The 18,685-nt window shown below is 66.8% G+C and carries 14 protein-coding genes; 12 read left to right on the top strand and 2 right to left on the bottom strand.

Annotation, left to right across the window (positions count from 1 at the left end; all coding sequences use genetic code 11):
• Window positions 1-6: 6 nt before the first annotated feature.
• Complete coding sequence (locus HNP02_RS33470) at window positions 7-1,635, top strand: ABC transporter substrate-binding protein (protein ID WP_184444959.1); 1,629 nt, start codon at window positions 7-9, stop codon at window positions 1,633-1,635.
• Window positions 1,636-1,653: 18 nt separating this feature from the next.
• Here the strand turns inward: HNP02_RS33470 and HNP02_RS33465 are convergent, their stop codons facing one another.
• The gene (locus tag HNP02_RS33465) at window positions 1,654-2,154 is read right to left on the bottom strand and encodes a flavin reductase family protein (RefSeq protein WP_184444958.1); all 501 of its coding nucleotides are present in this window, start codon (window positions 2,152-2,154) and stop codon (window positions 1,654-1,656) included.
• Window positions 2,151-2,636: an NADPH-dependent FMN reductase gene (locus HNP02_RS33460; protein WP_184444957.1), complete on the bottom strand. Its 486-nt coding sequence runs from the start codon at window positions 2,634-2,636 to the stop codon at window positions 2,151-2,153. Before HNP02_RS33460 ends, HNP02_RS33465 begins: the two co-directional genes overlap by 4 nt.
• A 189-nt stretch (window positions 2,637-2,825) precedes the next feature.
• Between HNP02_RS33460 and HNP02_RS33455 the strand changes: the two genes are divergently transcribed.
• The 11 genes from HNP02_RS33455 to HNP02_RS33405 all read left to right on the top strand — a co-directional run bounded on the left by HNP02_RS33455 (window position 2,826) and on the right by HNP02_RS33405 (window position 18,676).
• Entirely contained in the window at window positions 2,826-4,142 is a 1,317-nt protein-coding gene (locus HNP02_RS33455) for an NtaA/DmoA family FMN-dependent monooxygenase (protein ID WP_184444956.1), read from the top strand.
• A 146-nt stretch (window positions 4,143-4,288) separates the two neighbouring features.
• Entirely contained in the window at window positions 4,289-5,608 is a 1,320-nt protein-coding gene (locus HNP02_RS33450; RefSeq protein WP_184444955.1) for an MFS transporter, read from the top strand.
• Window positions 5,605-6,885: an MFS transporter gene (locus HNP02_RS33445; protein WP_184444954.1), complete on the top strand. Its 1,281-nt coding sequence runs from the start codon at window positions 5,605-5,607 to the stop codon at window positions 6,883-6,885. Before HNP02_RS33450 ends, HNP02_RS33445 begins: the two co-directional genes overlap by 4 nt.
• A gap of 123 nt (window positions 6,886-7,008) precedes the next feature.
• Complete coding sequence (locus tag HNP02_RS33440) at window positions 7,009-8,334, top strand: NtaA/DmoA family FMN-dependent monooxygenase (protein WP_184444953.1); 1,326 nt, start codon at window positions 7,009-7,011, stop codon at window positions 8,332-8,334.
• A 219-nt stretch (window positions 8,335-8,553) separates the two neighbouring features.
• A complete protein-coding gene (locus tag HNP02_RS33435) occupies window positions 8,554-10,152 on the top strand; it encodes an ABC transporter substrate-binding protein (RefSeq protein ID WP_309241784.1) in 1,599 nt (532 codons plus the stop codon).
• Between the two features lie 166 nt (window positions 10,153-10,318).
• The gene (locus tag HNP02_RS33430) at window positions 10,319-12,307 is read left to right on the top strand and encodes an ABC transporter ATP-binding protein (protein ID WP_184444952.1); all 1,989 of its coding nucleotides are present in this window, start codon (window positions 10,319-10,321) and stop codon (window positions 12,305-12,307) included.
• 132 nt (window positions 12,308-12,439) lie between these two features.
• Entirely contained in the window at window positions 12,440-13,750 is a 1,311-nt protein-coding gene (locus tag HNP02_RS33425) for an NtaA/DmoA family FMN-dependent monooxygenase (protein WP_184444951.1), read from the top strand.
• A gap of 37 nt (window positions 13,751-13,787) precedes the next feature.
• Complete coding sequence (locus HNP02_RS33420) at window positions 13,788-15,104, top strand: NtaA/DmoA family FMN-dependent monooxygenase (RefSeq protein WP_184444950.1); 1,317 nt, start codon at window positions 13,788-13,790, stop codon at window positions 15,102-15,104.
• Between the two features lie 36 nt (window positions 15,105-15,140).
• A complete protein-coding gene (locus tag HNP02_RS33415) occupies window positions 15,141-16,457 on the top strand; it encodes an NtaA/DmoA family FMN-dependent monooxygenase (protein ID WP_184444949.1) in 1,317 nt (438 codons plus the stop codon).
• A 48-nt stretch (window positions 16,458-16,505) separates the two neighbouring features.
• Window positions 16,506-17,642, top strand: coding sequence for an MFS transporter (locus HNP02_RS33410; protein ID WP_184444948.1), 1,137 nt, complete (start codon window positions 16,506-16,508; stop codon window positions 17,640-17,642).
• A gap of 149 nt (window positions 17,643-17,791) precedes the next feature.
• Window positions 17,792-18,676, top strand: a complete 885-nt coding sequence (locus HNP02_RS33405; RefSeq protein WP_184444947.1) for an ABC transporter permease — start codon at window positions 17,792-17,794, stop codon at window positions 18,674-18,676.
• Window positions 18,677-18,685: the final 9 nt, after the last annotated feature.

The following is an 18,685-nucleotide window of genomic DNA, read 5'->3' as shown; positions in this document are numbered from 1 at the left end:
GCATTCGTGTTCGACAACGCACACTCGAACGGCAACTCGTCCGGTCCGTCGGCTGACTGGGACCGCCGCAAGTTTCTGAAGGCCAGCGGTCTCACGGTCGGCGGCCTCAGCCTGGCAGCCCTGATCGCGGCCTGCGGCGGCGGTGGCGGCGGACCTGGCGGTGACACACTCACGCTGCGCATGCCGTTCCTCGCCGACATGCAGGTTCCCGACCCGGACATCATGTACGAGGGCGAGGGCGTCCAGGTCATGGAATCGGCCTACGAGGGACTGGTGCGCTACAAGTCCGGCACGTCGGAGATCATCCCTGGGCTGGCGACGTCGTGGACGGTCTCGCCCGACCTGCTGACGTATACGTTCACACTGCACCCCGGCGTGAAGTTCCACGACGGGACCATCGCCGACGCCGAGTCCTGGACGAAGAGCTTCGAGCGCCGCGGGAAGATCAATCAGGGCCCGGCCTACATGGTTACCGGTGTGGCCAAGACCGCGGCGCCGAACCCGACGACGTTCGTCGTCACGCTCAAGGAACCCAACAACGCGTTCATGCACTACCTGGCCTGCCCGTGGCAGCCGTTCGCGGTGAGCCCGACCGCCGTGGCCAAGAACGCCAAGGGCGACGACCTTGCCCAGGATTGGCTGAAGACCAATGACGCAGGCACCGGGCCGTACACATTCAAGGAGTTCGTCCCAGGTAGCCACTACACGTTGGAGGCATTCGGCGACTACTGGGGCGGAAAGCCCGCGTTCTCGACCATCCGCATCGACATCACGCCGAGCATCTCGACGCAGAAACTGCAGCTCGACTCCGGCGCGTTCGACATGATCACGAAGGGCTTCGCGATCCCGGACGTTCTTCAGTACCAACAGAACCCGCAATTCTCCGTGGTCAATTCGTTCGGCGGTGTCGGCGAGGCGATCTGGCTCAACCCGAACTCGGGCATCTTCGCCGACAAGGCGCTGCGCAAGGCCGTGCTCACCGCGCTGGACCGCAAGTCCATCGTCGACACCTCTTGGGGTGGGTTGACCTCCGCGCAGACAGCGATGTGGCCGGATCGCACCCTCAACCCGGCGTTGGCCCCGTTCCCTTCTGCGGTGGACACCACGGCGCTCAAGGCGATGGTGTCCACGCTTGCGTCGAAGAAGATCGACCTCGCGTGGGCCGCCGAGGGCGGGGCGCCGCGTCAGCAGATGGCCGAGCTCGCGCAGAGCCAGTTCGCCGCCCTTGGGCTCGACGTCACCGTGCGGACGATGCCGACGGCCGAGATGTTCGACCTTGCCAACCAGCCACCCGAGAAGCGGCCGGACATGTTGGTGGCGTTCCTCGGTGGTGACGCGCTGCATCTGGACACCACGTTTCGGATCTTGCTGCGGACCGGCGCCAAGCCGTTGAACTTCTATCAGTACTCGAACCCGGAGCTCGACGAGCTGATGGACGAGGCGATCAAGCAGCCGACGACGGCGCAGATGGAGGCGATCTACCAACGGTGCAGCCAGATCGTCTTGGACGAGGCCATCTGGATCCCGCTCTGCCTGCCACCGAACTCGACGATCGCGCACAACCACGTGACCGGCATCGAGGACAACTCGTTCTATCCGGCCATCTTCTGGCCGCCAGCCCTCAAGCGGACCTGACCCGCAGGCCCGGGGCCTTCAGGCGGTGGGCGCCAGTTCGTGGAAGTTGCTGCGGTGGAATACCATTGGAGCGACGTCGGGGTACATCGCCAGTGCAACGATCTGCAGCACGACGATTTCGTGGTCGCCGGCCGCGACGCGTTTGAACGGCGCGCACTCCAGCCACAGCGTCGCGCCGTGCACGAACACGGCGCCGCTCTCGGTCGCCGTCCAGTCGACGCCGCCGAACCGGTCACCGGTCTTGGACGCCAGCGCCCGCGCGATGGGTGCGTGGTCACCAGCCAGCACGGACAGGCCGAGACGGTCGAGCTTCGCCAGCTTCGGCCAGGTGGTGGAGGTATTGGCCACGCATACCGAAACCAGCGCCGGGTCGAGTGAGACGGAGGTGAAGGAACTCGCCGCCATCCCCTCGGCGACACCGTCAAGCAGACCGCAGAAGGCCGTGACGCCGCTGGGGAAGCAGCCGAAGGCCTGCCGCAACAGCGACTGATCGAAGTCGTCGTCGACCGCCCGGATCATGCCGACACCTGCGGGACGAACCGGCGGGCGACCTCGAGCCACTTGTCCAGATCCGGCGACGTGTCGTAGTCGGAGTCGAGCAGATACAGGCTCGGTGCCGGGCAGCTCGCGCCGATCTCGACGAGGACTGGGCGAAGGGTCAACTCGGGGGCGAGCGCGTGGGTGTACGAGCCGCCGAGCATGAGCGCGAACGTGGTGATCTGACCGAGTTCACCCGCTCCGAACTGGTCGAGGAACAGTTTCAGTAGGCCGGTGTAGGTGGCCTTGAACGTGGGAGACGCGATCACCAGGGAATCGGCGGACTTCACGATCTCCTTCGCCTCGGCCACCTTTGGGTCACCCCAGCCGAGCAGGGCAGGGCCGAGGTCGACGACGTCGATCACGTGCTCGGGGGCGACGCCGGTCAGCTTCTCGGCGACCAACTCGGCGGCGGCCCGCGTGCGCGACATCGGCTTGGGATTTCCTACGACTACGACGGTCATCGTTGCAGTCAACCGGCGGCAAATTTCTGACGTCGACCGTGACAGTAAAAGCTGCATTGCGCCGTGGATCGGATGGACATCGAACGCGACGAACTCGCGATCGGCGTAATGCCCGTGCTACGGCGGCGAATCCGGCGGGACACCGGGCCGTCGTTTGATGAACGCGTAGCGATTCAAAGGAGTATGGCGATGACGAAGAAGTTCCACCTTGGCTGGTTCATGAACTTCATTCCACCGGAATGGGATACGCCCTGGGCCTCACCGGACGTGGCGCAGTGGCCCAACGGCCGGTTCTACGTCGACATGGCGAAGAGCATGGAGCGGGCCTGCTTCGACTACATCATGATCGAGGACACCGTGATGGTCGCCGACGCGTACGGCGGCACCATGGAGGGCTCGCTCAAGAACTCCGTGTTCGCGCCGAAGCATGATCCGATTCCGCTGGCGGTGTTGATCGCGGCGCACACGTCGCGGCTTGGCGTGGTGGCGACGATGTCGACGTCGTTCTACCCTCCGTACTTGCTGGCCAGGCTGGCCTCGACGGTGGATTCGATCGCCGAGGGCAGGTTCGGCTGGAACATCGTGTCCTCGGCCGAGGACAGGGCCGCACAGAACTTCGGTCTTGACGGCCTGCCCGAGCACGACGAGCGCTACAACGTCGCCGACGAGTACTTCGACGTCGTGAACCAGCTCTGGGAGTCATGGGATGCCGACGCGGTCGTGATGGACCGCGAGACCCACACCTACGCCGACTTCGACAAAGTGCGCACGGTCGACTTCGTCGGCAAGTACTTCAAGTCAAGGGGGCCACTCAACACGGTGCCCTCGCCGCAGCACAAGCCGACGATCCTGCAGGCTGGGGCGTCCCCGCGCGGACGGGCCTTCGCAGCCCGCGCCGCCGACTCGATCGTCGCCGTCGGCACCGGCGTCGAAGGAATGCGGGAGTACCGCAACGATATTCGGGCCCGCGCCGTCGAAGCGGGACGAAACCCCGACGACATCAAGTTGATGTTCTGCGTGTCGCCGGTGGTCGCATCGACCGAGGCCGAGGCGCGAGCGGAGGTCGACCGTCTCACCGCGAGAGCGAGCTACGTCGAGAAGCAGCTGGTCGGGATCTCCTCCAACACCGAAATCGACTTCAAGCAGTTCGACTGGGACGAGCCGCTACCGGCTGATCTGACCACCAACGGCGAGCGGGGCTCGCTCGAGCACTTCATGCGCGGCGACGGCAGCCCTGGGGAAAAGACGCTGCGCAAGCTCGCGACCGACTGGGCCACCACCGGCGTCGAATTCATCGGTACGCCCGAACAGGTCGCCCGCGAGATGGGCGAGGCGATGGAGGAGATCGGCGGTGACGGCTTCCTGATCATGAAGCCGGGCTGGGACCTGAACCGGAACTACATCTCGTCGATCACCGACGGCTTGGTGCCCGAACTGCAGCGCCTCGGACTGACCAGAACCGAGTACACCAAGTCGACCCTGCGGGAGACGCTGCGCGAGTTCTAAGGGCACCGTGGGTTAACCATCGATTGCGCCACTTCGAGTTTCGTCGGGCCGCACTTCGTGTGGCGCAATAGCCCGGGAATCAACTGGATCTGCCGCCGTCATGCCGGCTCACTACCTTGCCGATCGGGCGGTCGTCAGGCCGGCCCATGGCGGCGCAGCCGAGGAGGCGAAACATCAAGGCGAACAAGGTTGATCCGATCTCCCCGGCGTTCCCCATGCCGATGGCCGAGCGGGCCGCGTTGCAGCGGCACACCCTGCGCGTCCTCGTCATGGGCCAGGTGGTTGGAGCCGCCGCCCTTGGTGCCGCGATCACCGTCGGCGGATTCGTCGTGGAGGACATCGTCGGCGTCGGGACGCCGTGGGTGGGCGTCTCGACGGCAGCGGTCACGGCCGGTTCGGGCACGATGGCCCAGGTTCTGTCGCTGGTGATGCGCCGCTACGGTCGGCGCGCGGGCATGCAGTTGGGCTATGGCCTCGCGGTCGTCGGCGGCGTGATCGCCTGCGCCGGAGTCCAACTGGCGGCGCTCCCGGTGTTTCTGGTCGGCCTCCTCCTCTACGGTGCAGGGTCGGCGACCAACCTGCTGGCCCGCTACGCCGCCACCGATCTGGCCGAGCCGGATCAGCGCGGCCGCGCGATGGGCCGAATCCTCTTCGCGTCCACCTTCGGCGCCGTGTTCGGTCCAACACTCGTCATCCCGGCCGAACACCTCGGCATGGCGTGGTTCGGCCTGGACATGTACGCAGGCCCGTGGCTGTTCAGCTCGTTCTTCTTCGCGTGCGCCGCGGTCAACGTGGCGGTCCGGCTGCGGCCCGACCCGCTGCTGGTGTTCGCGGCCGAACACGCGATGACGGCCAAGGATCGGCCGGTGCGACTGCGAGAGTCGGTGCGCGCCATCGCCGCATCGCCCGTGGCACGGCTGGCCCTGCTGGCAATGGTCATCGCACAGGCGGTTATGGTCGGCGTGATGGCGATGGCGCCGATCGACATGAAGGCCCACGACCACGAGGCAATGAGCTCGGTAGTGGTCTCGGTGCACATCGCAGGAATGTTCGCGTTCAGCCCGCTGGTCGGCCGCTACGCCGACCGCAGGGGGAGGCTGGCCTCGCTGCGCGCCGGTGCGTTAGTGCTGCTGGCCGCCTGCGGCCTCTCGGCCCTCTCCTCCGACAACGTGCCGCTCATGTTCGCGGCGATGTTCGCGCTCGGGCTTGGCTGGACGCTCGCCCTCATCGGCGGCTCGAGCCTGTTGATCGAACACGTCCCGTTGGACTACCGGGTGCCGGTGCAGGGCACCGCGGATCTGACCACCGCGGTGTGCGGCGGGCTGGCCAGCGTGGTCTGCGGGTTCGTCATGAGCTGGGCCGGATTCGCGGCCCTCGCGCTCGGCTCCGCCGCTCTCACTCTTCCCGTCCTGGTCGGGGTGCTCTTGCAGCGCCGCGCCGAGGCCAGACGCGCTGCCGCCGCATGACCGCCGATGACCTGATCGCCGTCCCCGGCGACGCGACCGACCGCCCGCGGCTGCGCTCCCTGCTGCGAGTTCCTGGGTACCGCAACCTGTTTCTGAGCTCGTTGATCTGGCACACCACCCGGTGGGGAGCTCTGTTCACGACCAGCTACCTGCTCACCCAGATCGCGGACGCGCCGCTCCTCAACCAGGTGGTCGGAGCGCTGTTCTTCGTGCCGATGCTGCTCGGCGGCTTCTTCGCAGGGGCGATCAGCGACAGGTTCGAACGCAAGCGGCTGATCCTGGCCGTGCAACTGGTGCTCATCCCCGTCGAGTTCCTCATGTTCGCCGCCGTGCAGTCCGGCCGGGTGGAGGTGTGGATGACGTTCCCGTTCATGTTCTTCGTGGGCATCGGCGGCCTGGTCAACATGACCGCCCAGCGCCCGCTCATCTACGAGACGGTCGGACCGCGGCTGGCCAGCCAGGCAATGACCATCGAGTCGACCGCGCAGGCGGGATCGGCGATGTTCGGCACCCTCGTCGGCGGAATCCTGATCCAGCAGCTCGGCATGGGTGCCGGGTTCGCGGGGATGGGCGTGCTGCTGTGTGTGTCGGCGGTGCTGCTCGCGTACGTCCCGCAGCCCCGGTACGCGGCCTCGCCCCCCGCCGCGGGTTCGATCTCGCTGCGAGGTCAGGCCGCCGCGAGCGCGAGCTTGATCCGGCGCAGCAGGCGGTTCGTCGCGATGCTCGCGGTCACGGTCGTGATGAACCTGTGCATGTTCGGCTACATCCCGTTGGTGCCCGTTGTGGCCGAGCGGTTCGGCGAGGGCGCCGTGCTTGCCGGCGCGCTCGCTGCGGCTCCGGGCCTCGGCCAGATCACCGCAGGCATGGCACTCAGCACCAGGGACTTGCGCCGCCACGGCCTGGTATTCGCGTGCGGCTCGGCCATCGCGCTGCTCGGGCTGTTCGTCTTCGCGACGGTTCCCCTGCTGGGCGTTGCGTTCGTCGCGTTGTTCATCTCCGGCGTTGGCCAGGCCGGGTTCGGCTCGATGCAGAGCCTGCTGGCCATCGAATCCGCGGGTGCCACCGAACGTGGCGTCGCCCTCGGCGTGCTGAGCACCGCCATCGGAGCGCTACCCATCGGCATGGCCGCCATCGGTCTGGCCGCGGAGGTGGTCGGCCCCCGGGGAGCGCTGCTCGCCTCGTCGGTGCTCGGCCTGACTGCACTTGGCACGATAGTGCTGCGGCGCCGGGATCTGTTGGGCCCCAACCCGCCTCCGCATGCGCAGCAGCCCATCTGAGCGCACCCGTCGTTGCAATGGCGCAATGCCGCGGGAACGGGAGCGATCCGGTATCGCAACCACGCGTCACTAGGTTTCAGTCAACCCCGACGGAAAGGGGCAGGACGACGCGAGGAGGCACGCATGCAGGCCACCAAGTTCCATCTCGGCTGGTTCATGAACGGCTACCGGGTCCACGGCTGGCGCGACCAGTGGATCGGCACGCACAAGTCCGAGGGCATGCTGCCCGATTTCTACGTGGACATGGCGCGATCGCTTGAGCGGGCCTGCTTCGACTACTTCATCCTCGAGGACTCGTCGTTCGTTCCCGATGCCTGGGAGGGAAAGCACGACTTCTATCTCGAGAACGCCTACGCGGTACCGAAGTTCGACCCCGCCGTGCTGGCATCGATTCTCACCCAGAACACCGACCGGCTGGGCATCGTGACGACGCTGGCGATCACCGAGTACCCGCCGTACCTCCTCGCGCGACTGGTGTCGACCATGGACCACGTGTCGCGTGGCCGCGCCGGCTGGAACATGGTGACCGCCAGTTCCGACCGCGCCGCCCAGAACTACGGGCACGACGCACAACCGGACCATGACGTCCGTTACGACATGGCCGAGGAGTTCACCGACCTCGTCACCCAGCTCTGGGACTCGTGGGAACCGGATTCGATGGTCGTCGACCAGGACGGTATGTTCGCCGATCCCGACAAGGTCCACGCGGTGGACTTCGATGGCCGCTTCTACAAGTCGCGCGGCCCGATCAACTCAGCGCGATCCCCGCAGGGCCGACCCGTGATCGTCCAGGCCGGCGGTTCGGAGAAGGGCCGGGCATACGCGTCGCGGTGCGCCGACTCGATCATCGCGTCGGCCACGACAATCGAGCAGATGACGGAGTACCGCGATGACGTCCGCACCCGCGCCGAGGGCCATGGACGCAAGGCCGACGACGTCAAGGTGCTCTTCCTGATCTCCCCCATCCTCGGCGAGACGCACCAGCACGCATTGGAACGCAAGGAGCAGACGGCCGCCGACGCCGCCGTCGATCCGCGGTTCCGGCTCGCGGGGATGGGTTACGCCACCGACATCGACTTCTCGGTGTTCGACCTCGACGTCCCCATCCGTGAGCTCGCCGACCAGATGGTCACCAACGGACACCAGAGTTCCCTGGCATCGTTCATCCGGCAAAACCTCGACAGGACGTTGCGGGAAGTCGCCTCGAACTCGGCGTACGGCGCCGGGCAGCGGGTCGAGTTCCTTGGTACGCCAGCGGAAGTCGCCGAGCAGATGGGCGAGGTGATGGCCGAGGTCGGCGGCGACGGCTTCCTGATCACCCAGGACGTCCTCACCCGTCGCTCGATCAGTGAGATCACCGACGGCCTGGTGCCGGAGTTGCAGAAGCGCGGCCTCACCCGCGAGCACTATCGCTACGAAATGTTCCGCGACAACCTGCTCGAGTTCTAAGGCGACCGCTCACGCACCCGTCGACCCATTACGCGGGGAATGCGCCATGTCATGCGGCGCAATGGAAACAGCACGGTGGCGACCCCGCGCCGTCACGTACAGCGGTTTGGATGGCAACTCACAGATACATCTGCCCTGTCCCAGGGCCGAGCCTCACCCGCCGCCGCGCCGTCGACTGCCGCGCCGTAGACCCCAGCACCGCAGCCTGAGGAGACCCCCGTGAACCGTGCCCCGATCGCCATGGACCGCCGTACCTTCCTGCGGGCCAGCGGCCTAACCGTTGGCGGGCTCGCCCTTGCCAACTTCCTCGCAGCGTGCGGTGGTACCGCAAGCGACGACGGCAAGGGCACGCTGACCCTGCGGATGCCGTTCCTGCAGGACATGCAGGTGCCCGACCCCGACATCATGTACGAGGGCGAGGGCGTACAGGTGATGAAGTCCTGCTACGAGGGCCTGGTCAACTACAAGTCGGGCACCTCTGACATCATCCCCGCGCTGGCGCAGTCCTGGACGGTATCCGACGACCAGCTGACCTACACCTTCAAACTGGTGCCCGACGTGACATTCCACGACGGCACCCCTGCCGACGCGACGGCTTGGATCAAGAGCTTCGAGCGCAGGCTCGCGGTCAAGGAGGGACCGGCGTACATGGTGGAGGGCATCACCAAATCCGTTGCGCCCGACCCGACTACGCTCGTCGTGACGCTCAAGGAACCCAACAACGCCTTCCTGCACTATGCGGCCTGCCCGTGGCAGATGTTCGCGGTGAGCCCGACCGCGGTCAAGACCAACGCAGTGGGCGGCGACCTGGCCCAGGAGTGGCTCAAGACCAACGACGCAGGCACCGGGCCGTACGTGATGAAGGAGTTCGTCCCCGGCAGCCACTACACGCTGGAGCGCTTTGACGGCTACTGGGGCGAAAAGCCGTACTTCCAAACCGTGCGCATCGAGATCGTCCCCGAAATCGCCACCCAGAAGCTGCAATTGGACCAGGGCGCCTTCGATCTAGTCTCCAAGGGCTTCGCCATCCCCGACGTCCTCAGCTACAGAAAGAACCCTGACTTCAACGCGACCACGGTGCTCGGTTCCTCGATCATCGTGCTCTGGATGAACTTCGGCGCAGGCGTCTTCACCGACAAGGCGCTTCGGCGGGCGATGATGACCGCCCTTGACCGCCCCTCGATCGTCGATACCGCATTCCAGGGCGTCGTTCAGGTGTCAGAGAACTTCTGGCCCGAGAACACCTTTCCTGCCGGGCTGACGCCGGTTTCGACGGGCTTCGACCTGGCGCCACTCGAGGCGATCGTGCCGACGCTGCCGTCCAAGAAGATCGACCTCGCCTGGGTGACGTCCTACGGCGCGCCGGGTCAACAGGTGGCCGAGCTGGTCCAGACCCAGCTGGCCCCGACCGGGCTGGAGATCACCGTGCGCGCCATGCCCAGCGCGGAGTCCTTCGACCTCGCCAACCAGCCGGCCGAGAAGCGGCCCGACCTCATGGTCGCAGGCATCGGCGGCGATGCGTTGCACCTCGACACCGTGCTGCGGATCTTCCTGCGCACCGGGGCCAAGCCGCTCAACTACTTTCAGTACGGCAACCCCACGGTGGACCGGCTGATGGACGAGGCGATCACCAAGCCGACGATCGACGCGACCAACCAGGCGTACGTGCAGATCACCTCGCTCATCGAAGACGAGGCGCTCTGGGTGCCGCTGTGCCGTCGACCGGAGAACATGATCGCCCACAAGGGGATCGACGGGATCGTGCAGAACTCCTACCTTCCCTCCATCTTCGACGCAGGCACCATCAAGCGCGTCTAAGAAGGCTCGCGAACGTTCGGTTGTTCACGGCCCTGCTCGGGCGACGTGTTCGACGACCGCACGTTGGGCGTTTGAAACACGGCGCAATATGCCAGGCACCGCGGCGACCCCTCCGCGTCACGCGGCCGGGTTTTCATCGTGACACACCACAGAAGAGGTAGCGTCCATGACCACACTGCGCGATGTCGCCGCCGCTCCATCCAATGCGCCGAACGTCCCGCGCGCCCGGGTCGAGGACCTGACCGTCACCTTCGAGCGCCGCGGCGTCGCAGTCAACGCGTTGCGCGGGGTCACGCTCGACATCAACCCCGGCGAGATCCTCGCCGTGGTTGGCGAGTCCGGCTCGGGCAAGAGCGTGATGGGGCTCGCCTTGCTCGGCCTGCTATCCGGCGAGCCGATGCCCACGATCACCGGCCGCGCCGAGGTGTGCGGCGTGGACATGGTCGCGGCCTCCGACGACGAGCGGCGCGAGATCCGAAAGGCGCACCTGGGCGCCGTCTTTCAGGACCCAATGACCTCGCTCAACCCGACGATGCGGGTGGGCCGCCAAGTCGTCGAGGCCGCGGGATCAGACGAGGAAGCGCTGCGCCTCCTCGACCTCGTCGGCGTCCCCGACCCAGCCCGACGGATGAAGGCCTTTCCCCACGAACTGTCCGGCGGCTTGCGGCAGCGGGTGATGATCGCCATGGCGGTGGCAGGAAAGCCGGATCTGGTGATCGCCGACGAGCCGACCACGGCGCTCGACGTCACCGTCCAGGCTCAGGTCCTCGGCCTGATCCGCGACCTCTGCGACCAGCTCGGCACCTCCTTCATCCTGGTCACCCACGACGTCGCCGTGGCCTCACAGGTGTGCGACCGCGTCGCCGTCATGTACGGCGGCCGGCTGGCGGAGGAGGGCCAGATGGCGAGCGTGCTGCGGGCACCATCGCACCCCTACACCGTCGGCCTCCTCAAGGCGCGCCTCAACCTGGACCTGCCGATCGGGCACGCCATCCCCTCGCTGCCCGGCGAGCCGCCCGACCCTCGCGCGCACCCACCCGGCTGCGCCTTCGCACCTCGCTGCCCGGCCGCAGTCGAGCCGTGTCTGGAATCGCTGCCAGCCACACGGCCGGCCGCGACCCACGATGGAGTGACCGCCTGCGTGATCACCGACGCCACCCAAGCGATCGGCAGCCTCGCCGCGACGCCGTCCTTCGCACCGATGACCGAACCGGACGACCTCCGGCCCGCGGCGCAAATCAATGGCGTGGACAAGCATTTCGACGTACGGCGCGGGCTGCTGCACAAGGACAAGCTCCACGCGCTGCGCAACATCATCCTCGATATCGCCCCCGGCGAATCGGTGGCCGTGGTCGGGGAATCGGGATCGGGGAAGTCCACCCTGCTGCGAGTCGTGGCCGGGCTGATGAAGCCGGACAGGGGCACCGTGGACTGCCCCGGCGGCCAGCCGCAAATGGTGTTCCAGGACGCGGGCGCCTCGTTGACCCCCTGGCTGACCGTCGGCGAGATCGTCGGAGAACGGCTGATCAAGACGACCGGCCGAGCGGAGCGGCGCCAGAAGGTCGGCCGGGCACTGCGCCAGGTGGGGCTGCCGCCCGAGGTAGCCGAGGTCAAGGCCGGAATGCTGTCGGGGGGCCAGCGGCAACGCGCCGCGTTCGCCAGGGCGATCATCGTGCCGCCCAAACTGCTGTTGTGCGACGAGCCCACGTCGGCGCTGGACGCGTCGCTTGCCGCGTCGGTGCTGAACCTGCTGCAGGATCTGCGTCGTGAGCTCGGCATGGCGGTAATGTTCGTGACGCACGACCTCGCCGCCGCCCGGTTCATCTCCGATCGCACGGCAGTCATGTACCTCGGCCAGATCGTCGAGGTCGGCCCCACCGTCGAGGTCATCAGCAACCCGAAACACCCCTATACCAAGGCGCTGCTGGCCGCGATCCCGTCACCGGGCACGGCCCCGGTCCGGCTGGCGGGCGAGCCGGCCAGCCCGCTCGCAGTGCCACCAGGGTGCTCCTTCCACCCACGGTGCCCGGACCGGACCGACCGGTGCACCACCGAAGCGCCGATCCTCTACTCGCTCGACGGCACCAGCAGCCGCTTTGCGGCCTGCCTGCTCACCGAAGTGGATCGGGATGGCCCGGAGCGCGCCGCCTCCTGACAAGCAGCATGTGACGGCCAGCGAAATCCCCGCAACATCGGCGCAATGGAGGCGCCACGGTGACGCCTTCACAGTGACATGCGCGGGCACTGTGATGGCTTTGAAAGGACGGCGGATACAGGAGATATCGCGATGACCAAGAAATTTCACCTCGGCTGGTTCATGAACTTCGCGCCGCCGGACTGGGAATCTGAGTGGGCCTCTCCGGATGTAACCGATTGGGCGAACGGGCGTTTCCACGTCGACATGGCGCGCAGCATGGAGCGCGCCTGTTTCGACTTCATGATGATCGAGGACACCGTGATGGTGGCCGACGCCTACGGCGGCACCATGGAGGGCTCGCTGAAGAACGCCATCTTCGCGCCCAAGCAGGACCCGATCCCGCTGGCCGTCCAGGTCGCGGTCAACACCACGAATCTCGGTGTGGTCGCGACGATGTCGACGAGCTTCTACCCGCCATACCTACTGGCGCGGCTGAGTTCGACCGTCGACTCGATCGCAGAAGGCCGGTTCGGCTGGAACATCGTCTCCTCGGCAGAAGACCGGGCCGCACAGAACTTCGGTCTCGACGGCTTGCCCGAACACGACGAGCGCTACAACGTCGCCGAAGAGTACTTCGACGTCGTCAACCAACTCTGGGACTCCTGGGAAGCCGACGCGGTGGTGATGGATCGCGAGACCCATACCTTCGCGGACTTCAACAAGGTCCACACCATCGACTTTCACGGTAAGTACTTCAAGTCCCGCGGCCCGCTGAACACCGTGCCCTCCCCACAGCACCGGCCCACCTTCCTACAGGCCGGCGCCTCCCCGAGGGGCCGCCAGTTCGCCGCTGGTGCGGCCGACGCGATCATCGCCGTCGGCACCGGCGTCGAGGGCATGAAGGAGTACCGCGACGACGTCCGCGCCAGGGCCAAGGCGGCGGGCCGCAATCCCGACGACATCAAGGTGCTCTTCGTCGTCTCCCCGACCGTCGCCGCCACCGAGGCCGAGGCCCGCGCGGCGCACCGTCGGTTCGGCGCGTCCGATCGATTCGTCGAGAAGGCCCTTGTCGGCATTTCGTCGAACACCGAGATCGACTTCAAGCAGTTCCCGCTCGATGAGCCACTGCCACAGGGACTTACCACCAACGGCGAACGTGGATCGCTGGAGCACTTCATGCGCGGCGACGGCACCCCCGGGCCCAAGACGCTGCGCGAGCTCGCCGTCGCCGCGTCCTCCTTCGGGATGGAGTTCATCGGGACGCCCGCGCAGGTGGCCGACGAGATGGCGGCCGCCATCTCCGAGATCGGCGGCGACGGTTTCCTCGTCTGGCGGCGGGGACTCACCCGCAGCTACATCGAATCGATCTGCGACGGCCTGGTCCCCGAGCTGCAACGCCGCGGCCTGACCCGCACCGAGTACACCAAGTCCACTCTGCGCGAAACCCTCCGCGAGTTCTAACCCCCACGCATCCCAACGAGATTCAGGAGACATCGACATGACCAAGAAGTTTCACCTCGGCTGGTTCATGAACTTCGCGCCGCCGGACTGGGAGTCGGAGTGGGCGTCGCCCGAGGTGGCCAACTGGGCTGACGGGCGGTTCTACGTCGACATGGCGAAGAGCATGGAGCGGGCCTGTTTCGACTTCATGATGATCGAGGACACCGTGATGGTGGCCGACGCGTACGGCGGCACCATGGAGGGCTCGCTGAAGAACGCCATCTTCGCGCCAAAGCAGGATCCGATCCCGTTGGCGATCCAGGTCGCGGTCAGCACGACGAATCTCGGTGTGGTTGCGACGATGTCGACCAGTTTCTACCCGCCCTACCTGCTGGCTCGGCTGTGTTCTACGGCGGATTCGATCGCGCAGGGCCGGTTCGGCTGGAACATCGTGTCCTCGGCCGAGGACAGGGCCGCGCAGAACTTCGGTCTCGACGGGCTGCCCGAACACGATGAGCGCTACAACGTCGCCGAGGAGTACTTCGACGTCGTCAACCAGCTCTGGGACTCCTGGGAAGCCGACGCCGTGGTGATGGATCGCGAGACCCACACCTTCGCCGACTTCAACAAGGTCCACACCATCGACTTCCACGGCAAGTACTTCAAATCCCGCGGTCCGCTGAACACCGTGCCCTCACCACAGCACCGGCCCACCTTCCTGCAGGCGGGTGCGTCACCCAAGGGTCGGCAGTTCGCCGCTGGCGCGGCCGACGCGATCATCGCCGTCGGCACCGGGGTCGAGGGGATGAAGGAATACCGCGACGACGTCCGTGCCAGGGCCAAGGCCGCGGGGCGCGATCCCGACGACATCAAGTTGTTCTTCGTCGTCTCCCCGACGATCGCCGCCACCGAGGAAGAGGCCCGCGCGAAGGTGGCCCGGTTCGCCGCCGCCCCGAACTTCGAAGAGAAGGCCCTCGTTGGTATTTCGTCGAACACCGAGATCGACTTCAAGCAGTTCAACCTCGATGAGCCGCTGCCAGCGGATTTGACCACCAACGGCGAACGCGGCTCGCTGGAGCACTTCATGCGCGGCAACGGGGCCCCCGGCCCCAAGACGCTGCGCCAGCTCACCCACGAGCGGACCACTCGCGGCCTGGAGCTCGTCGGAACCGCCGACCAGGTCGCCGAGAAGATGGGCGAGGCCATGGAGGCGATCGGTGGCGACGGCTTCCTGATCAGCAGGGGCGGGCGCGACCTCTCCCGCGAGTACATCACCGAGGTCTGCGACGGTCTGGTACCCGCTCTGCAGCGGCGCGGCCTGATGCGCACCGAGTACACCAAACCGACTCTGCGCGAAACCCTGCGCGAGTTCTAACCCGCCGCATCCCAACGAGATTCAGGAGACATCGACATGACCAAGAAGTTTCACCTCGGCTGGTTCATGAACTTCATCCCGCCGGAGTGGGACACCGACGACGCGTCGCCGGACGCAAGAGAGTGGCCGAACGGGCGGTTCTACGTCGACATGGCGCGCAGCATGGAGCGGGCGTGCATGGACCTGATCATGATCGAGGACACCGTGATGGTGGCCGACGCCTACGGCGGCACCATGGAAGGCGCGCTGAAGCACTCGGCCTTCGCACCAAAGCAGGATCCGATCCCGCTGGCCGTCCAGGTCGCGGTCAACACCACGAATCTCGGTGTGGTCGCGACGATGTCGACGAGCTTCTACCCGCCATACCTGCTCGCGAGACTGAGTTCGACCGTCGACTCGATCGCACACGGCCGGTTCGGCTGGAACATCGTCTCCTCGGCAGAAGACCGCGCGGCACAGAACTTCGGACTCGACGGCCTGCCCGAACACGACGAGCGCTACAACGTCGCCGAAGAGTACTTCGACATCGTCAATCAGCTATGGGACTCCTGGGAAGCCGACGCCGTGGTGATGGACCGGCAGACCCACACCTTCGCCGACTTCAACAAGGTCCACACCATCGACTTCCACGGCAAGTACTTCAAATCCCGCGGACCGCTCAACACCGTGCCCTCCCCGCAACACCGGCCCACCTTCCTACAGGCCGGCGCCTCCCCGAAGGGCCGCCAGTTCGCCGCTGGCGCGGCCGACGCGATCATCGCCGTAGGCACCGGCATCGAGGGCATGAAGGAGTACCGCGACGACATTCGCACCCGCGCCAAGGTCGCGGGCCGCAACCCCGACGACGTCAAGCTGCTCTTCGTCGTCTCCCCGACCATCGCCGCCACCGAACAAGAGGCCCGCGCGGAGGTCGAGCGGCTGCTCAGTCATCCCTCCTACGTGGAGAAGTCGCTGGTCAGCATCTCGTCGAACACCGAGATCGACTTCAAGCAGTTCGACCTCGATGAGCCGCTGCCTGCCGATCTGACCACCAACGGCGAACGTGGATCGCTGGAGTACTTCATGCGCGGCGACGGCAGCCCCGGCCCAAAGACGTTGCGCCAGCTCGTCATGCATCGGGCCAAACGCGGCTTGGAGCTCGTCGGCACCCCCGACCAGGTCGCCAAGAAGATGGGCGAGGCCATGGAGGAGGTCGGTGGTGACGGCTTCCTGATCGCCAAGCCCGGCTGGGACCTGTCGCGCAAGTACATCGAATCGATCTGCGACGGCCTCGTCCCGGCGTTGCAGCGGCGCGGCCTGACCCGCACCGAATACACCAAACCCACTCTGCGCGAGACACTCCGCGAGTTCTGATGAGCACACGTCATCAGTAGGCCCCGACCCTGGAGCCATTCGGCCACCATGGTCCTCGTCGGCTTCGTCATGGCCATGACGGCGCCGATCGAACTGCTCTACGCCATCAAACTGGGCCTGTCCACCGCCCAGGTGACGGTCTTCATCATGGTCTCGGCGCTGGGCGCCATCGTCATCGACGTTCTGGGCACCCGCGTCATCACCCGCATCGACGCGCGAGCGACGATCGCGATCGGGCTCGTGTTGTTCGCGGCCAGCGAGGGGTGCTACGCCCTCTCCCAAGGTGCGACTGGCCTGTTCGCCTCGCGTCTTCTCCAGGGGGTCGCGAGCGCGGCGATCGCGGGCGCGGCGCTGCAGGTCTCGGTCCGGCTGCACAGCAGCCGTCCCCACCACGTGCTGGGTTCCAATCAGGGGCTCCAACTGCTCGGCGCGGCGTTCGGCGCACCCACCGGCGGCATCGTGGCCAGCCTGCTCGCCGGGCTGGACGGCTACCGACTCAGCTTCCTGGTATGCGCCGGGCTCGGTGTGGTGGTCGCCGTCGTGGCGGTCCTGCTGTTACCCGGGCTGCCGCCCCCGCCCGGCAGCGGCAGGCCCCAGATCGGGTTGCCCGACTTCGCCATCCCTCCGTTGCTGCGCCTTGCGCTCTCGCTCGGCCTGTTCGGCAACTACCTGCGTAGCGGCATCGAGAACACCGCACTGCCGCTGGTCGGCAATGCCTACGGCCTGTCGGCTGCCAACATCGGCTTCGCGCTCGGACTCCTGTCCGCGGTCGAGATCGGCGTGTTGGCACTCTCCGGCCGACTGTTCGACAGGATTCCGCCTGCCCGCTGCCTGGCTGTCGCGCTCCTGCTCGGCATCGGTGCGGTGGTGGTGCTCGCCACCGTCCAGGACCTGCGAGGGTTCTTGGTGGCGGCCGCCCTGTTCGGCGTCGTCGACGGCGTCGCCCTTTCGGCCCCGCCCGTCCTGATCGTGGCGCTCAGCCCGAACGCGTCGACCGGGGTGGCGACCTATCGCATCGCGTGCGGCGTTGGCTCGTTCCTTGGGTCGGGGAGCGTGAACCTGCTCATCGCCGTGCTCGGTGCGGCCGGGGGCCTGGCAGTGGTGTCGGGAGTCCTCGCGGTCGGTGTCGTACTCGCCCGCAGCACCGGCCGGCGCATCGCGCCCGGGTTCCCCGCGTCTGGCTGACGCGGCGAGCAACCCGTGCGGGTGACGCCTGCCGAAACTTCAAGGCCCGGCGCGCAATCGCCCGGCAACGTGGACGATCTGCTGGCGATACCGGTTGCGTGTGGACTCACTACCACAGGCGTCCGACAAGTCCGCAGGTAGGAGAAGTCATGGCAATCGCAACACCGTACGTCCCGGTCCCCCTGGTTCGGGTTCCCTCACGGAGCAACGTCGCCCTCGCGCTCAACCAGTACTTCCGTGGCACGTCCATCTCAAGCTGGATCGCCTTCGGTGCGCTCGCGGCGATGTTCCTGGTGGCGATCTTCGCGCACGTTCTTGCCCCCTTCGACCCGCTAGTGCCCGCTGGGAAGCCGATGACCGGACCCAGCGCCGAAAACTGGCTCGGCACAGACACCGTCGGCCGGGATCTGCTGTCCCGGGTACTGGTCGGCATGTCCACCAGCTGGTGGGGAGCGTTGGGAGTCGTCGCCTCCGGCGTCGTCATCGGGGGCGTCATCGGCCTCGTCGCCGGCGCCTTCGGGGGAATCGTCGACAGCATGCTGATGCGGATCACCGACGTGTTCCTGTCGCTGCCGGGCCCGATCCTGGCGATCGCGGTGGTGGCCGCGTTGGGTCCGTCCTTCATCCACACGCTCATCGGGGTCTCGATCGTGTGGTGGCCGCTGTACACCCGGATCGTCCGGGCCGAGGTGCGCAAGCTGCGCGCCTCACCGCACATGGAGGCGGCCAGGATCGCCGGCGCCGGCTGGTGGCGCCAACTCACCCGCCACCTGTTGCCGGGCGCCGTGCCCGTCACCATCATCACCGCCAGCCTCGACATCGCCGCGCTGGTGCTGCTGCTGTCAGGCCTCTCCTTCCTGGGCCTTGGCGCACCGCAGCCGGCGCCCGAGCTGGGTGCGATGAGCGCGCAGGGCATGACCCACATCTTCAGCGCGTGGTGGATCCCGATCTTCCCCGCCGTCGCAGTCGGGGTCATCGCGCTCGTCAGCAACTTCGCCGGCGACGCGCTGCGCGACCGCATCCGCGACCGCTGACTGAGGAGA

It is taken from the genome of Mycobacterium sp. AZCC_0083 (assembly GCF_014202335.1).
Classification (GTDB): domain Bacteria; phylum Actinomycetota; class Actinomycetes; order Mycobacteriales; family Mycobacteriaceae; genus Mycobacterium.
Note: the sequence above shows the minus strand (reverse complement) of the source record. Positions and strands in the feature narration are given on the sequence as shown.

Excerpts from the sequence above, each read along its gene's own strand:
- HNP02_RS33455 (WP_184444956.1), top strand. The coding sequence starts at position 2,826 with ATGACGAAGAAGTTCCACCTTGGCTGGTTCATGAACTTCATTCCACCG.
- HNP02_RS33410 (WP_184444948.1), top strand. The coding sequence starts at position 16,506 with ATGGTCCTCGTCGGCTTCGTCATGGCCATGACGGCGCCGATCGAACTG.
- HNP02_RS33460 (WP_184444957.1), bottom strand. The coding sequence starts at position 2,636 with ATGACCGTCGTAGTCGTAGGAAATCCCAAGCCGATGTCGCGCACGCGG.
- HNP02_RS33430 (WP_184444952.1), top strand. The coding sequence starts at position 10,319 with ATGACCACACTGCGCGATGTCGCCGCCGCTCCATCCAATGCGCCGAAC.
- HNP02_RS33415 (WP_184444949.1), top strand. The coding sequence starts at position 15,141 with ATGACCAAGAAGTTTCACCTCGGCTGGTTCATGAACTTCATCCCGCCG.
- HNP02_RS33425 (WP_184444951.1), top strand. The coding sequence starts at position 12,440 with ATGACCAAGAAATTTCACCTCGGCTGGTTCATGAACTTCGCGCCGCCG.
- HNP02_RS33450 (WP_184444955.1), top strand. The coding sequence starts at position 4,289 with ATGGCGGCGCAGCCGAGGAGGCGAAACATCAAGGCGAACAAGGTTGAT.
- HNP02_RS33445 (WP_184444954.1), top strand. The coding sequence starts at position 5,605 with ATGACCGCCGATGACCTGATCGCCGTCCCCGGCGACGCGACCGACCGC.
- HNP02_RS33465 (WP_184444958.1), bottom strand. The coding sequence starts at position 2,154 with ATGATCCGGGCGGTCGACGACGACTTCGATCAGTCGCTGTTGCGGCAG.
- HNP02_RS33440 (WP_184444953.1), top strand. The coding sequence starts at position 7,009 with ATGCAGGCCACCAAGTTCCATCTCGGCTGGTTCATGAACGGCTACCGG.
- HNP02_RS33405 (WP_184444947.1), top strand. The coding sequence starts at position 17,792 with ATGGCAATCGCAACACCGTACGTCCCGGTCCCCCTGGTTCGGGTTCCC.
- HNP02_RS33420 (WP_184444950.1), top strand. The coding sequence starts at position 13,788 with ATGACCAAGAAGTTTCACCTCGGCTGGTTCATGAACTTCGCGCCGCCG.